Genomic DNA, 16494 nt, shown 5'->3' on the forward strand with positions numbered 1-16494 from the left:
GAATAGCAACTTAGCATAGCCTCAAATTCACCAATCAAGAATGCCGATAGCTGAAGTGTCATATAAACTAGTAAACTAAATAGTATGGAAGATATAGAAAAAATCATGAAAGGGTCAAAGAAGGACTTTGCTTACATCGGGGAGCGTTTGCGTATGATACGCGAAGAACTGGTCAAGAAGGACACCGACAATCAAATTACGAGTCAATTCTCAATGAAAAAACTTGCGGAGCGTTTTGATATGAATCCCATGACCATCGCGAACGTCGAAAGGGGAACCATTTCCCTTACCACTATAAAGCTGGCACTATATTATTATACGTTGGGCTATAATATGATGTGGATCTTTTCGTACGATAACGAGTTTATCGAAAAGCACAATATCGGCGAGAACGTGGTGTACCAAACGGATGTACAGGAGGAATATAAGGAATTGGAGTCCTCTATAGTGGATGCCTTAATGACCTTCAAGAAGAAAATTTAAAGAGGGGTATCACAATTTGTGATACCCCAAAACCGACCAAATATGACAAAGATCGTATCAGAAACCATTGCCGAAACAATCCATTATTTAAGGGGGCACAAGGTAATCTTGGATTTTTATTTGGCAAGATTATACGAAGTGGAAACAAGATCGTTAAAACAGCAGGTCAAACGGAACCTCGACAGGTTTCCGGAGGATTTCATGTTCGAGCTCAGCGTCCCTGAGATAGATGAACTGGTATCACAGAATGTGATACCCAACAGAAGTATTTTAGGTGGGGCCGTTCCCATGGCCTTTACCGAACAAGGGGTGGCTATGCTTTCCAGTGTACTTAGAAGCCAAAAGGCACTTGATGTCAATATCGCTATAATGAGAACCTTTGTCCAACTCAGAAAGCTTTTTCAATCGAACAAGGAGCTGGAGAAACAAATACTGGCTATGGAACGGAAATACGACCAGCAGTTCAAAGTGGTCTTTGACGCGATCAAAAAGCTTATCGTCAAAGAGACCGGGCCCAGAAAACGTATTGGATATAAGTAACCAGGTTACGATGGGAAATTTAAACTCGTGTACCAATTCAATATTTCAATGACTTTATATTTCAAACCAATAAAATGAAGCGTCCCGCAAAAAAGTTTACCATGGAAGAATTACTTGAGTTCGCCGATTGGTGTAGAAATGGATTGACCAATTCGGAATATAAATCCTTATCAAGTTCAGGACTTCTTTACCCAAATTGGCGTAAAAGTAAGGAAAAAGCCAAAGTTGAGGAAAATTTGAAACAGGCCAGACTATGGTTCAATGCAAGACCTGGGGATATTCTAACAGTAATTTCAAAGGACCCTAGATCAAAAATAGAGCTGGGAGAAAAACTCGTAGTCCAAAAGATATGGCACTCAATACGAGAACTAAACGACGAAAGAGCAAATGTCTATGATGTGAGATTAAAACGGACTAGAAAATCCTCGATAAAAAATATAAAAATCTCGGCATGGAGTGATGGAGTTTTGGTTAACTCCAACTGGCTTTTCGAAAAGTCAAGCTCTTAGGGATAATTAAAGAATTTGGGATATTTAGTTGAAAATAAGAGGCGCAAATAATCAATTTTTATTGCGTCCCCAAAATCATGACATTGGCTTCAACTTCTAAATTAACGACACTAGCCATGTTTTTTGAAACACTTTATTAATAAAATTCTCCGTGATACAAGGAGCTTAAAATAAGCAGGGTATGAATTCTGATGGTCTTTTAAATATTTACGAACAATACTACGAAGCTGAATTGAAATATGGGTTCTTCATCAAGGCCTAGTGACCTCATAGCTGCGAAAAGTGTCAATATAGCTCGGAGGCATTGAAAACATTGGCTTTCCGCTTTGACATCGTCCCAAAATTGAACAAAATGCCCAATTAAATTACCTAATTTATTATAATACAATTTTTTACGGACGCTAGCCCGTTTCGGGATTACACTACCATTTCATGGCTTTTAAAACGACTTGGGCGCAAAACGGTTAATGGACTATCTTTACGGAAATAAACCGATTATGTTTCTTTCCATTTTCTTAAAAGGCTCAATGTTCTAAGTATTCACTTAAAACATTGAAATCGTGAAACATTCAAAGCGATTTATAAAAGCCTTTGGTCTTACCCAAGAGGGACACATTGATTTTCCTAAAAAGATATCCAATATCCGCATTTCAAGGATTGACAACTACCGTAAGATGGGTGGTTGTTGGTTCTGTTTCCCCCATGGAATAGAGACCACTAACTCAAAATTTTCAAAACGTACCCGTAACTGGAAAAAATATAGGAGAAACCAATATAAACTTTGATTTGGGAGTGAACGCATAGCGGCTGAAACCGCCCGATGACCACATAGCTGCATAAACGGAAAACTTTGCTCGGAAATACCGAAAACACTGGTGTTTATCGATTAATTAAATTCCCCAGTTTTATTTATTGGTCTATATGGATGTAATGTGCAATAGGGTTTATTGAACGTACTGCCCAAGTGTTCTATTTTATGTTTATGCGATAATGAGATTCCTATTTTGTTTATTGGAACAACCACGGTAAGCTCTTTTCAGTGTTCTTGTCCGTGAAGGAGTTCCAAATGCAATTCAATGGCTTCCTTGATATTATTCTCGATTTCAGCTCTATCGGCACCAGCGGAAGTACACCCGGGAAGTTCCGGTACATAGGCACTCCAACCATCGCTGCTCTTCTCATAAATAATTTCGTATTCCATAAATCAAATTTAGGATATGTTATTTCAAAAACCTCAGATAGCTTTCCGGACTTTGTAAGAACGACCTGGTAATGGTATAGTGCTCCGTTTCCTCCAATGATACCTTGTTCATTCCTTTGTCCGTCACCTCATAAATATTTGCTCCGGGATACGCCATAAGCATGGGTGAATGCGTGGCAATGATAAATTGGGACATATGGGCCTTTAAGTGTGCTTGGATGAAATAGAGCAATGACAACTGTTTTGATGGGGACAATGCTGCTTCGGGTTCATCCAGCAGGAATATCCCGTTTCCATTTATGGTATCGTCCATTATTTTCAGATAAGCTTCCCCATGTGAAAACCCCTGAAGGTCTTGGCCGTAGTTCTGCCGCATTTTATAAATCTGATAGTTTTGGTTATCCTTCATTTCCTGGATGATACGGTCCGGAACTTCACCATAGATATCCTTGAACGACTCGTGGAGCCTGGCATCCTCCCTATCGATACTGTTCAAGAGATCACCAAAGTCCTCTGCCCTGAAGAAAAATCCCCTTGGCCTCTCAATTTTCCAGTTCAATTGCAGATAAGGTGTCAACGAACGGGCCGCCTTGAAACAATTCTTGCCATATCCGAACCCGTCCATATGTGGGAGTTGTAAACGAAGTGCCAATGTTTCAAGTAAAGTGGACTTCCCCGTTCCATTGTCCCCTATAATAAATGTGACTGGTGCGGACACATCGATATCCTTTGCAAACTTGATAGCACTGACATCGTAGGGAAACGGATGGGTCCGTTCCGCTATAACGCTAAGTGACGATAGGTACGGCATAGATCGGTTCAGGGTTTAACGGTTGAATCCGCCATTAGTGATTTTTCCACTCTATAGAAAGAGGTCTTTCCCAATTTTGCCCGCTTGCATGCATTATCGATTGAGACCCCTTGGTTCTCATAAAGATGTTTGGCGTAGTGGTACTTTTCAATTGTTTCCACTTTTGCACCCTTGGGCCTGCCCAGAAGTTTGTTCCTTTTTCGAGCGTTGTCAAGACCCACCTTGGTGCGTTCACTTATCAGGTTTCTCTCGAATTCCGCAACCGCAGCAAAGATCTGTAGAAGAAATTTCCCATTTGCCGAAGTCGTATCGAATTCCGGTTCGCTCAGACTTTTGAAGTGTACCCCGGCCTCGTTGAAGCGGTCTATGAGTTCCACCATGTTTCTCAGGGAACGGAAAACACGATCGTTTTTGTAGGTAAGAATGGTGTCCCCCTTCCTCATGTATTTGAGCATCTCGTTCAGGCCCTTTCTATCATCTCTTGTACCGCTGGCGATATCGGTATAGATTTTCTCGCAACCCTCTTTTTCGAGCAAGGCAATCTGAGCTTCCAACTTTTGTTCGGGTGTGGACACCCTGGCATATCCGACCGTCATATTTGGTTCCGTAAAAGGTTATATAACGAAACTACTAAAAAGAACGACAAATGGAACTGTGAACGAATGTTTTTTGACGCGGATTCAACTGTGCCGTAAAACGGCCAATTTATGGAGCGGTTCAATCATCAAAAGGACTTGTCACATTCAACAAAGTAGGTTCAGTAACTTGGGTATAAATCATGGTCGTCTTAATGGAATTGTGCCCTAAAAGTTTTTGGATGATTCTAATATCGGTACCATTTTCCAATAGGTGCGTTGCGTAACTGTGCCTCAAGGTATGCGCGGTGATGTTTTTATTTATTCTCGCCCTTTTGGCAGCAGCCTGGAGAAGCTTGTTGAAACTTGACGAAGAATACCTGTCTCCCTTTTGGCCTTCAAATAGGTATCGTTTGGGCGTATATTCTTTATAGTACTCACGAAGCATTGACAAGGTTTTTTCAGATAAGGGTACTATCCTGTCCTTGTTGCCCTTTCCTGATTTAATATGTATCACCATTCTGGATGAATCTATATCCTTGATTTCAAGTGCAATCAACTCGCCTACCCTTAAGCCTGCACTGTAGACCACGGCTATCATGCTCTTATGCTTGATGTTGTTGGCTTTTTCAATGATTTTAAGAACTTCCTTTCTTGCGATGACTACGGGGAGCTTATTTGGCTTTCTACTCGGAAATAGATATTCCAAGTTAATGTTCTGACCGAAAATTTCTCTGTAATACAGCTTCAAGGCCATCGCTACCTGTTTCTGGTAGGAATAGGATACTTTCTTGGTGTGTACCATATGATAGAAGTACCTGTGAAGTTCGGTTTCATCAATCTTGTTCAGTGGCTTTTCAAAAAATTGAGTCGCCATCTTTACGATGGAAGAGTAACTCTCTATAGTGTTCCTGCTATACCGCTTAACCTCCAATATTTTCACAAAATCAGGCAATGACATAATAATATGAAGATATCGATTTATAGTGAAAAAGTACTATTTTTATCCAACATCAATATGGTTATGCGGAACTTTCCGGATATCCAGTAGTTGTAAAACATTTTGAAAAAACAATCCGAAACAAATTCACATTATGAAAAACTTAATATTATTTCTATTATTTTTCTCGTCCATTGCTTCGGCTCAAGAGGAATCGCAATTTGAAATTAAAGATAATCTCTACAAAGTTGGACTTTTTCGGAATATCTCGATTTCAGATAACTTAACACTTCAAAATGGCATCGCTATTAGAAAGAATTTGGATTTTATTACTTTAGAAGTTCCGATTTTACTAAAACAAGACCTCTCAAATAAATGGTCAACTTTTTTTGGTGTACAATCAAGAACAGTTATATATTCTAATTTTCCAGAAAGTTTCAATATTGAGAAACCTTCAAACTCTTATCTAACGATTGGAACTGAATATGAATTTAAGCATAATACTACGGGAAATTTAACTATTGGATTTCCTCTGGATTTACAATTGGGTATAAAATTTTAGGAACTTTAACTCACCATTTTTATGAAAAGAAGATTTTTAATAATAGCAACTTTATTTGCCTTTTTTACCATTAAGGCACAAAATCAAAAAGATACTATTAGAAATTTTAACGAGAAGAAAAATGAAATAAAACTTAATGCTTATTTTACAGCGTTAGGGGCTTTTGAAACAACTTACGAAAGAAATTTAAATAAAAAATCTTCAATTGGAATTACCGGATTGTATGTTTTCAGCAAAAAAAATGATGGGAACACAATAAATGATGAGGATACAAATTTTCTTATTTCATCTTTTTATAGGAGATACTTTGGTAAAAGATATGCTTCTGGCTTTTTTGTTGAGGGATTTGGAACTTTTGGTTCAACCGATGGAAAACAATTAACTGATATGGATGGAAATATCACTTTAAATGAAGGTCCTGATGTGCTTGATTTGTCGCTTGGTTTAAGTATTGGGAGCAAATGGGTAACTAAAAGCGGAATTGCTTTTGAAATTTTAGTTGGTATGGGAGCAAATTTATTTAATTCTGACAAAACAGACCATAATGTTGTTAATCGTCGTGCATTGAGTATCGGCTACCGATTTTAATTTGAATAAAAAAACGTTTTACAACAACGTGTATAAAACATAGCTATTATAGGCTTTCCGAGAGGATATTGCTTATTTGCAAAGACCGCCAAATTTTTAAATTTGGCTTTTAAAATTAATAAGATAAAACAAAATATAAAAATTCGGCTCTGTGTTAATCCGAAAAGTTAGCGTCTTTTTACACGCTACGTTTCATACACAAGACCGTTGGCAAACATTATGACCAAAGCTATTAAGAGAAAATTAATGAATAAGAAAATTATAATATTTATTACACTTCTAACCTTATCCTGTGGAACAAAAAAAGAGTTTTACGAAAGTGGTACTTTGAAAGCTAAAGGAAAGGTTGCAAATGATTTAAAAACCGGAATGTGGAAACAATATTATGAATGTGGAGAAATATTCCAAATCGGGAAATATTTGAATGGAAAAGAAACTGGCGAATGGAAAATATTTCACGAAAACGGACAATTGAGACAAATTGGAAAATTCAACAACGGAAAACAAACTGGCGAATGGAATTTTTATCATCCAAACGGAAAGAGAGAGGGAATTGGAACCTTAATTGACGGAAAAAGAAACGGAATTTGGAAATGGTATCATACTAATGGCTCAATTTATACTGAACGTGAATGGGACAATGAAAGATTAGTAAAAATAATTTCTTGCTATGATGGTCAGGGAAATGAACTGGATAAAGGGACATTCAAAAATGGAAATGGAACAATGAAAGTATATGACATTGACGGAAATTTATTGGAAACGTATAATTATAAGAATGGAAAATATGTTAAAGAATAACGTTTGCCAACATTGTATAACCGCAATTACGGCGGATTCGACTACCCTTCGACAAGCTCAGGGCAGGCTCAAGCGAATCCACTCGGAATTGCTAAAGCCAGTGCTAAACCGAAAATTAACGCATATTAACCCGTAACTGACGGTTATACGAGACCGTTGGCAAACATTATGACCAAAGCTATTAAGAGAAAATTAATGAATAAGAAAATTATAATATTTATTACACTTCTAACCTTATCCTGTGGAACAAAAAAAGAGTTTTACGAAAGTGGTACTTTGAAAGCTAAAGGAAAGGTTGCAAATGATTTAAAAACCGGAATGTGGAAACAATATTATGAATGTGGAGAAATATTCCAAATCGGGAAATATTTGAATGGAAAAGAAACTGGCGAATGGAAAATATTTCACGAAAACGGACAATTGAGACAAATTGGAAAATTCAACAACGGAAAACAAACTGGCGAATGGAATTTTTATCATCCAAACGGAAAGAGAGAGGGAATTGGAACCTTAATTGACGGAAAAAGAAACGGAATTTGGAAATGGTATCATACTAATGGCTCAATTTATACTGAACGTGAATGGGACAATGAAAGATTAGTAAAAATAATTTCTTGCTATGATGGTCAGGGAAATGAACTGGATAAAGGGACATTCAAAAATGGAAATGGAACAATGAAAGTATATGACATTGACGGAAATTTATTGGAAACGTATAATTATAAGAATGGAAAATATGTTAAAGAATAACGTTTGCCAACATTGTATAACCGCAATTACGGCGGATTCGACTACCCTTCGACAAGCTCAGGGCAGGCTCAAGCGAATCCACTCGGAATTGCTAAAGCCAGTGCTAAACCGAAAATTAACGCATATTAACCCGTAACTGACGGTTATACGAGACCGTTACCCACCATTAGGAAAAAGCCCACCGCACATTTATACACATTTGGTTTTTGCCAACTCACAAGCCCTCCACAAAAAACCAAAAGAGTATAAATTTTCCCACCGCTCCCAGACTGTTAATAAGTTCGGAGAACAATTTCAAGGAATTACCAAAAAGACTAATTATATTTGACACTTATTGTCAAAATAAAATAATCAAGTGATATTTCACAAATGAAAGAAAGCAAGACAACAGGAGAAATACTTCGCGAAGAAAGAGAAAAAAAAGGATTGTTGCTTAGGCAAGTAGCCGCTATGCTTGACATAGACACTGCAATACTTAGCAAGATTGAAAGAAGTGAAAGAAAAGCAAGTAAAGAGCAAATCATAAAACTTGCTGAAATTCTCGAATTAGACGAAGAAGATTTGATTGTTCAATTCCTGAGTGAAAAAATTCTTTACGAAATAAAAGATGAAGAATTGGGAAGCAAAGCACTTAAAGCGGCTGAACAAAAAATGAAATACAATAACAAAAACAATAGCTGAGATTGATGGAAATAAAATTAGAAGAATTAGAGTACCAGCAAATAGCCATCAAATCTGTGGTTAATGTTTTTGATGGCAACAACAAAAACACGTTTGACAATGCTTGCTTTGAAGGTATTCGCTCAAATGTTTGCTCACTTTCAAAAGAACAATTAGCGGAAAACATCAAATCTGTAATAATCGAAAATGGCATTGATGAAGAAACCGCTAAACTCAGCGAATTACAGGAGTTAACTATCGAAATGGAGACTGGAACAGGTAAAACACTTGTTTACATTAAAACCGTTTACGAATTGTTCAAGCACTATGGTTTTACCAAGTTCATTATTCTTGTTCCCTCTGTAGCCATTAGACAAGGGGTGCTAAGTGCCATTTCAACCTTTGAAAAACAGTTGGAAGAAATTTATGGTTTTACTCCCAAATCCTTTGAATACGACAGTAAAAAGCTGAATAAAGTAACCAATTTTATTGAGGAGCAACACCCTCAGATAATGGTGATGACGTTGGCATCATTCGCTTCTGACGATAGAATTTTGAATCGTGCACAACGAGAAGACCTATTCTCCAACATTCCTTTTATTGATGCTATTGGAAAAACAAATCCAATCATCATTATGGATGAACCACAGGAAGGAATGGACACAGAGAATTCCGTAGAAAGGATTAAAAAACTCAATCCACTTTTTAAACTAAGATATTCCGCCACACATAAAGTTTCAGTCAATAAAGTCTATCGTTTAACACCTTATGACAGCTATAAAGAAGGATTGGTAAAAAAGATAGAAGTATTAACAGTTACAGAAAAAAATGATGAAGCCACTTTGAAACTGGAACTTTCTGAAACCAAAAACGGAAAAAATCCAATACAAGCTAAAATTAAAGCGTGGCATCAATTAGCAAGTGGGAAAATAGAATTCAAAGACACAAAATGGTTGAAAGATGGCGATAACCTTGGAGAAGTTACCAATAACCCAAGCTACCTCAAATACAAAATTGAACGCATCAATAAAAGTTTGAGAACTGGAAAATGGTCTGTTTCTTTTACCAATGGAACCGAAATTCTTGAAAAACAAACATCTGGAAACATTCAAAGCGTTTGGGCTTTGCAATTGGAATGGCTCATTCTACGTCATTTTACCAAAAAACAAAAATTAAAGGAACAAGGCATAAAATGCCTTTCACTGATTTTTATTGATAGAGTTTCCAACTATGTGAGTGAAGATCCCACAATCAAAAATCTATTTATCGAAAAATACAAAACACTATACCCCGAATTTCATGACGGTAAAGAACCCACCGCAGAGCATATTGATGCAATCCAAGGATTTTATTTTGCTCAAACAGGAAAAGGCGAATTTACCGACAATGAAAACTCCATGCGAAAAAACTCAGAAGTATTTGATGCAATTCTGAGAGATAAGAAAGAATTGTTGTCTTATGGTGATTCAGTTGCCAATAGAATTGAGTTTATCTTCTCGCATTCCGCTTTGGGTGTTGGTTGGGACAATCCAAATATTTTCAATATTGCTACACTTAGTAACTCCTACTCCGAAATTAAAAAGAGACAGGAAATAGGTAGAGGTTTGCGAATTTGTGTCAACAGTGAAGGACACCGAGTTTACGATAAACTGAATGTCGCAGATGATGAGCGTATTAATCAATTGACCGTTATTCCAAATGAAACCTACGAAACCTTTGTAACGCAGTACCAGGAAGAGATAAAAGAAGTTTACGGAACTTCCAAAGCGGGTGCAGGAATGACCCACACACACAAAGGAAAACCACAAAATGAAGTTCATTTTAAACGAAATCCGAATGACGAACTGAATAAAGCATTCAAGCGTTTTTGGACTGCATTAGCCAAGAAAACAAACTATACCGTAAGTTTTGACGAAGAAGCTTTGATTGAAAGAAGCAAGGAAGCTTTAAACAACATTGACATTGCAGACTATGAAGCAGAAGTAAGCAGCCGTTCGATCGGAACCATAACGGAAGATGGCATTGAAGATGAATTTGGAGGCAAAGAAAGTTACAAACTGAAAGCCTACTTCTCGGCTTTGGATTTGGTAGAAGAATTAAGTGAAAACACAGGTTTGAGTTACACTACTCTTTTTAGAATTATTGACGGAATTACCAATCATTCCCATTTTGCTAAAAATCCACCGCAATACATTCATCAGGCATCTTCCCTAATCAAAAACATTGAGTTGGAAGAAATGCTTAGAGGTTTGGATTATCATTTGACAGATGAAACCTTCCCCTTTGAATTTGATGATTACGTTAAAAATATCGATGAAAAAGGATATGAACCCACTCCAAAAAGAGGCATTTTCGATAAAATGTTGGTGGATAGTGACGTAGAAAAATCCTTTGCCAAAGCCACCGATTTAGATGATGAAGTGGTTTGTTTTCTTAAACTTCCGTCTTACTACAAAATTCAAACACCTATTGGCGAATACGAACCCGATTTCGGAATTGTGATGAAGCGGAAAAGCCTGAGAAACGGAAAAGAAAGCGAGTTTTATTTTGTGATTGAAACCAAAGGAACAAACGACATCAACAACAAAAAGGCTCTCAAAGAAAGTGAGATTTATAAAATAAAATGTGCTGTAAAGCATTTTGCCACGCTTGGTGTAGAAGTACAGTACAAAGCTCCTGTAAAAGACTATCAGTATTTTAAAACAGAAGCTCAAAAAGATATTAACGCATTAATTGAAAAAGCATAATGAATAAGGAAAAAGAAACCACAGATAACCCAATGGAAAAGGTACAGTCACACGATTGGAACAATGAACGTTTGGAACAGCTAAAGCAATTAATGCCTGACCTCTTTACCAATGATGGACAGCTAAACATCAACGAACTTAAAAAAGTGGTTGACCCGAAAAACGTAAATGAAACTGAACGTTACGAGTTTAGATGGTTTGGCAAAAGCAATGCGAAAAGAGAAGCTTTCACCCCTACTGATGCTACTTTGGTTTATGATGAAAAAAGAAGCGTAAACCCTGCCGAAAGTGAAAATCTGATTATTGAAGGTGAGAATTTGGCGGTACTAAAATTACTAAGTAACAGCTACCGTGAGCAAGTAAAGTGCATTTACATTGACCCTCCTTACAACACAGGAAATGACTTTGTTTATTCCGATAAGTTCAATCAAGATAGAAAAGAATACTGGGAGGATGCAGAAATGATAGAGAATGGTCTCAAGATTGACACCAACATTGAAACTGAAGGTCGTTTTCACAGTAACTGGCTGGATATGATGTATAGCAGATTGCTTGTTGCGAGACAGTTGTTACGGGAAGATGGAGTCATTTTTATATCATTAGATGACAATGAAATACACCATCTAAGAAAATTATGCGATGAAGTTTTTGGTGAGGATAATTTCTACTCTCAAATAATTGTTCGTGCTAACAGCAGGGGACAAACATACAACCAGATAGCAAAGACACATGAATATATCCTTATTTACACAAAGTCGATTGATGGTGATTTAATTGAACTTGAAAAAGATGCAGCAAACTCAGATTTGAATCTTAAAGACGATATCGGAAATTTCAATATTCGTGAATTAAGAAATCGAAATCCCAAATTTGGTAAACATAATCGTCCAAATTTATTCTATCCTATTTATGCAAATACCAAATTAGCTGATAAAGATGGTTTCTTCCCAATTTCGTTAAAAAAGACAGATGAATACAATGTTAAAATTGAACCATTTAACTCAAAAGGCATTGAATCTTGCTGGCGTTGGGGGACAACAAAATTTGAAGACAATGTAAACACTAACACTTTGCTAAGCAATGTTGTTGGTAAGGAAAAGGGAGATGGCAGTTTTGGTGTGTACGAAAAATATAGAAAAACAACTTACAAACCAAAGTCTATATGGGATGATAATGCATTTCTTACCGAAACAGGAACAGTAGAAGTTAAAAACTTAGGGTTTGATGGTGAGTTTGATTTCCCGAAACCTGTTGAATTAGTTAAAAGATGTATTGAACTAACCGTTGAGAAAGGTGACACTGTTTTAGATTTTTTTGCAGGCTCAGGCACTACGGGACAATCGGTTTTCGAATTGAATAATAACACTGACAAAGACATTAAGTTTATAGCTATTCAGCTACCAGAAAAATGTCCAGAATCAAGTATCGCATTTAAAAACGGATTCAAAAAAATAAGCGACATCACCATAGAACGGAATAAACGTGTAGTTGAAAAAATTATCAAAGAAAAAAAAGAGGCTCAACCTGATTTGTTCAGTAAAAAGGAAAATGACCAAGACCAATTAAATGGTCTTGGTTTTAAAGTTTTCAAACTCAAAAAATCAAATTTCCCTAGAGTAGAATACGCTCCCGATCCTGAAAAAACGGAAGAAGAAAATATTGAGGCACTCAAAAAATATATTCGAGACAAAGAAGCTCAATTGGTTACAGCTTTCAACAGGGATGAATTGATAACCGAAATTTTAATCAAAAATGGCTTCAAACTCAATTACTCGTTAACCAAACAAGAAGAATTTAAAAAGAATGAGATTTTACTAGCTTCTGACGGTGACAAAGAAACCCTGATTTGTTTGGACGTAACCATTTCAGATGAAACGGTAGAACATTTCAAAACACATACCGACCAAAAATTGATCGTGCTTGAACGTGCTTTGGACACTACCAAAAAATGGAACCTGAAACACGCTATGGGCGATAAGTTTAATGCTTTTTAGGAATGAGTAATGAAGTAACCATATATTTTGACCGCCCATTGTCATTTGAGCCGAGTAATATTCAGCCATTAAATGGCATTGCAGGTCTGTACTTCATTTTTAGCCAGACCATTGATATTCAATACCCTTTTGATAAATCAAAACTACTTTATATAGGTATGAGCGAGAAGAAAACTAATAGCATTGGCAGACGCTTATTGGGACATTTTGATTGTAAATCGAAAAACCTGGGGTTAACCAATTACAGAAAAGTAGAACCTTTACTATTTACCTATATCAATTTTGAAATGCTCAAAAATATTTGGCAATTCCGTATCGAAGATTTGGAAAGCTACTTCATTTTGGATTTTGTGGAACAATATGGAGTTTACCCTATTTGTAATAATAAATCAGGTTTTGAAATTCAAAATAAAACACTCACTTCCAGTTTTAAAATTGATTGGAAATACTTTAAATAATACAGTATGGCAGAAAATGTAAAATCTGGAAAAGAAATATTGGACGATTTTTTCAATGGAATTGAGAAAATTGAAAATGTTGATACGGACATTGCTAAAATGTTGGAAAGACTTTATCAAGAAGATAAGTTGACTGATACCAATGTTAAAAATGAACTTCAACAACTACGAGATGGCGATAAAGACTAAAATAAATAGTATTACCATCAAAGGTATTAGAGGGGCAAAAGACAGTTTGGAATTGCCATTAAAAGGCAAATCAATTGTTCTCTATGGTGATAACGGAACAGGAAAAAGTAGTATTTCAGATGCACTTGAGTGGTTTTACACAAATCGTGTATCGCATTTATCCAGTAATAGTGAAATAGACCTAAAAGATGCTTTAAGAAACTCTGGACTCGGTAAAGATGATGTTTCTGAAGTTAAAGTGTCATTCGTTAAAGAAACTGATATTGATTGTTCCAAAACCCTTTTCTATAAAAGAGATAATCTAACTACGGATTTTTCTAATTCTTCTGATGATTTTAAAAAATATTTGGAGCTTTCAAAGGAAGAAAACCTCCTGTTGCGTTATCAATATCTGACCGATTTTATTGACAACACAAAAAGTGATAAACTAAAGTACTTATCGGACATTATTGGTTTTTCGGAAGTAACTAAAAAGAAGGAGGTTCTCAAAAAAAGCTACAATTCGATAAAAACCGAAATCAAGAACCAAAATTTTGAAGCTCAAACGAATATTCAAAAAGGAACTCTTATTGAAAAATTAGGTGCTGCTATTAGCCAAGAAGAAAATTTATTTGAAAAGATAAACGAAAAAATCAAACCCTTAAAAACAGGCATTGAGGTTAAGAAATTTGAGGATATTGATAAAGTTCTAGCACACCTAAAAAACGCAACAAATAATAAACTCAATAAGGAATTGGCTTTTTTAGAAAAAGCAAACACGGCATTGGACACACTCAAATCAGAGGTAGAATTTATTGATTCCGAATACACGAAATATTTTGATGAATTTGAACTTATTGCAAATGATGTTGAAAGCATCATGCAAACTTTTTTAGGTGAATTATTAAAAACAGGTGATACCGTTTTAGCTAAAAAGTATCATAAGACGGATAACTGCCCTCTTTGTTTGCAACCCAAAAGCATTGAAGAACTTCGTGCAGAAATTGCCATTAGATTAAAAGAGATTGAAGAATCTTCTAAGAAAAAAGCATCATTTGATAAGGCAAAACAATTAGTTAATTCAATAACCATTGAACGAATTAAGAGGTTGGAAACCGTTCTTTTAGATCCCCTTGTTGAAATTGAGGAAAGTAAACTCATTAAGAAAGGCTTCACGGATTTAAAAGAAAAAATCACTGAATATCAAAAGGCAAGTGTTGAGCGAGTAACCTCAGGTAATAAAATTCCAAAAGCGGAAACACTTAAACTTTTAACCTCAGATTTTGAGTTTCAAAAGGCAATAGCTTCAAGAATTAAGCAAATACAGGAAATTTTTAAGAAAGACAATTCCGCAGTTCTGTATTCAAATATTTCTGCCTCTAAAGACGCGTTTCTAAAAATAAAACTGTTTGAAAAGCAAAAGGCAAAACTGGAGAAACAGCGTAAGTCCTTAGAAATAATCTATAATGAATTTGTAAAAGTTCAAAAAGAAGGACTTGAAAATTTCATCACCAATTTCTCAGGCAAAATCAACGAATATTATCAATACATGAATCCTGATGAGCCTTTTCAGGAGATTAAAATTGTAACTATTGGTGATGAGGATGAACTAAACGGAATTACAATTGAGTACAAGTACAACGGTAATTGGGTTTCACCGCCACAAAAGTACTTTAGTGAATCTCATTTGAACTGTTTTGGATTATCATTCTTTTTGGCTTCTGTAAATGCCTTTAACGATAAGAACGAATTTATCCTACTTGATGATGTTATTTCAAGTTTTGATTCTAACCACCGAAAACGCTTTGCAGAATTGATTTTTGAAAAATTCTCAAAATATCAAATCATTTTACTTACTCATGAAGCCGATTGGTTTACAAATTTTGTAAGTCCACTAGCAAAAAAGAAAGGCTGGCTAATTAACGAGATTAAATGGACAGAAGATAAAGGAACATATCTTGACGAAGAGCCAAGAGATTTAAGAGAAAGAATAGAAACAAATCTAGCCGACAGTAAAATAGAGAATTTAGGGAATCCTATTCGCAGATACCTTGAACACTCATTGAAGGAAATTGCCCTAAATATTGAAGCTAAATTAAGTTTTCAGTATAATGATTCGAACGAGCATAGAATGCCTTACGAATTGATTATGGGGATTAAATCAGAAATCAAAAAGTGTAGTACAGAATTAAAAGCAAAATTTCCAGTCATTGACCGCATAGAAAGTTCGGCAATATTGGGAAACATTTCTTCACATGACAATCCATTTAATCCTAAAATTGGGGATTTAAAAGCATTCTGGGCTGACATCCTTGAATTGGAAAAAATATTCATTTGCGAACAATCGGACTGTAAAAGACCAATGGTATCACTAAAGAATTATGACACTGTTGCAAAGAAAATAAGATGTGGAGGTTGTGGTGAAACAAAATACGACTGGAACAAGAAATAATGCTAATCCTAAAAGTCATACACATTGCCAAGTCGCTCAAAAGCCAACCGCACGAACCAAAACTTGTCAAAGAGTATGCCTTTGCCAACGCTGAAAAGCAATGAAAACGGTGGGTAACAATGGCTAAAAAAACATAGGGGTTTCGATGGTAAATTGAAAGTTTGGAGTTTTTAATCAAGTCCGCCAAACCAAAATTTTGATAATGAAAAAAGAAAGATAATTATAAAAATATTTGGCTTGGCTAAGTGCTAAACT

17 protein-coding genes are annotated in these 16494 nt (G+C 35.8%); 13 read left to right on the forward strand and 4 right to left on the reverse strand.

All coding sequences use genetic code 11. The features are described 5' to 3' along the window. The first annotated feature begins 84 nt into the window (after positions 1-84). From DX873_RS06600 to DX873_RS06610, 3 genes are all read left to right on the forward strand, one after another. Positions 85-483, forward strand: coding sequence for a helix-turn-helix domain-containing protein (locus tag DX873_RS06600; RefSeq protein WP_067030363.1), 399 nt, complete (start codon positions 85-87; stop codon positions 481-483). Positions 484-525: 42 nt separating this feature from the next. Continuing rightward, complete coding sequence (locus DX873_RS06605; protein ID WP_067030360.1) at positions 526-1023, forward strand: ORF6N domain-containing protein; 498 nt, start codon at positions 526-528, stop codon at positions 1021-1023. A 101-nt stretch (positions 1024-1124) separates the two neighbouring features. Beyond that, on the forward strand, positions 1125-1532 hold the full coding sequence (locus DX873_RS06610) for a hypothetical protein (protein WP_141673212.1): 408 nt from the start codon (positions 1125-1127) through the stop codon (positions 1530-1532). A gap of 1036 nt (positions 1533-2568) precedes the next feature. Here the strand turns inward: DX873_RS06610 and DX873_RS06620 are convergent. The 4 genes from DX873_RS06620 to xerA form a co-directional block, all read right to left on the reverse strand. Then, a complete protein-coding gene (locus tag DX873_RS06620; RefSeq protein WP_093980789.1) occupies positions 2569-2733 on the reverse strand; it encodes a type II toxin-antitoxin system HicB family antitoxin in 165 nt (54 codons plus the stop codon). Positions 2734-2752: 19 nt separating this feature from the next. Next, positions 2753-3544, reverse strand: coding sequence for an AAA family ATPase (locus tag DX873_RS06625; protein ID WP_116183686.1), 792 nt, complete (start codon positions 3542-3544; stop codon positions 2753-2755). An 8-nt stretch (positions 3545-3552) separates the two neighbouring features. Further along, positions 3553-4140 (reverse strand): recombinase family protein, encoded by a 588-nt coding sequence (locus tag DX873_RS06630; RefSeq protein ID WP_093980791.1) that lies wholly within the window; start codon positions 4138-4140, stop codon positions 3553-3555. A gap of 121 nt (positions 4141-4261) precedes the next feature. Further along, complete coding sequence (xerA, locus tag DX873_RS06635; RefSeq protein WP_136567480.1) at positions 4262-5080, reverse strand: site-specific tyrosine recombinase/integron integrase; 819 nt, start codon at positions 5078-5080, stop codon at positions 4262-4264. Between the two features lie 133 nt (positions 5081-5213). On the opposite strand from xerA, the gene DX873_RS06640 reads away from it, so the two are divergent. The 10 genes from DX873_RS06640 to DX873_RS06685 all read left to right on the forward strand — a co-directional run bounded on the left by DX873_RS06640 (position 5214) and on the right by DX873_RS06685 (position 16239). Continuing rightward, positions 5214-5621 (forward strand): hypothetical protein, encoded by a 408-nt coding sequence (locus tag DX873_RS06640; protein ID WP_116183687.1) that lies wholly within the window; start codon positions 5214-5216, stop codon positions 5619-5621. Between the two features lie 21 nt (positions 5622-5642). Continuing rightward, entirely contained in the window at positions 5643-6209 is a 567-nt protein-coding gene (locus tag DX873_RS06645; protein ID WP_116183688.1) for a DUF3575 domain-containing protein, read from the forward strand. A 219-nt stretch (positions 6210-6428) separates the two neighbouring features. Continuing rightward, on the forward strand, positions 6429-7010 hold the full coding sequence (locus tag DX873_RS06650) for a toxin-antitoxin system YwqK family antitoxin (RefSeq protein ID WP_097046678.1): 582 nt from the start codon (positions 6429-6431) through the stop codon (positions 7008-7010). A 168-nt stretch (positions 7011-7178) separates the two neighbouring features. Continuing rightward, complete coding sequence (locus tag DX873_RS06655) at positions 7179-7760, forward strand: toxin-antitoxin system YwqK family antitoxin (RefSeq protein WP_097046678.1); 582 nt, start codon at positions 7179-7181, stop codon at positions 7758-7760. A 369-nt stretch (positions 7761-8129) separates the two neighbouring features. Beyond that, positions 8130-8441, forward strand: coding sequence for a helix-turn-helix domain-containing protein (locus DX873_RS06660; protein WP_116183690.1), 312 nt, complete (start codon positions 8130-8132; stop codon positions 8439-8441). 5 nt (positions 8442-8446) lie between these two features. Continuing rightward, positions 8447-11167 carry a restriction endonuclease gene (locus DX873_RS06665; RefSeq protein WP_116183691.1) on the forward strand — a complete coding sequence of 907 codons (2721 nt, stop codon included), beginning with the start codon at positions 8447-8449 and terminating at the stop codon, positions 11165-11167. After that, positions 11167-13161, forward strand: coding sequence for a site-specific DNA-methyltransferase (locus tag DX873_RS06670; RefSeq protein WP_116183692.1), 1995 nt, complete (start codon positions 11167-11169; stop codon positions 13159-13161). The genes DX873_RS06665 and DX873_RS06670 overlap by 1 nt, the downstream gene beginning before the upstream one ends. A 2-nt stretch (positions 13162-13163) precedes the next feature. Further along, on the forward strand, positions 13164-13619 hold the full coding sequence (locus DX873_RS06675) for a hypothetical protein (protein ID WP_116183693.1): 456 nt from the start codon (positions 13164-13166) through the stop codon (positions 13617-13619). A gap of 6 nt (positions 13620-13625) precedes the next feature. Next, a complete protein-coding gene (locus DX873_RS06680) occupies positions 13626-13808 on the forward strand; it encodes a hypothetical protein (RefSeq protein ID WP_116183694.1) in 183 nt (60 codons plus the stop codon). Continuing rightward, positions 13792-16239 (forward strand): AAA family ATPase, encoded by a 2448-nt coding sequence (locus tag DX873_RS06685; protein ID WP_161594430.1) that lies wholly within the window; start codon positions 13792-13794, stop codon positions 16237-16239. Before DX873_RS06680 ends, DX873_RS06685 begins: the two co-directional genes overlap by 17 nt. Positions 16240-16494: the final 255 nt, after the last annotated feature.

Source organism: Flagellimonas nanhaiensis (genome assembly GCF_003382275.1).
GTDB lineage: Bacteria > Bacteroidota > Bacteroidia > Flavobacteriales > Flavobacteriaceae > Flagellimonas > Flagellimonas nanhaiensis.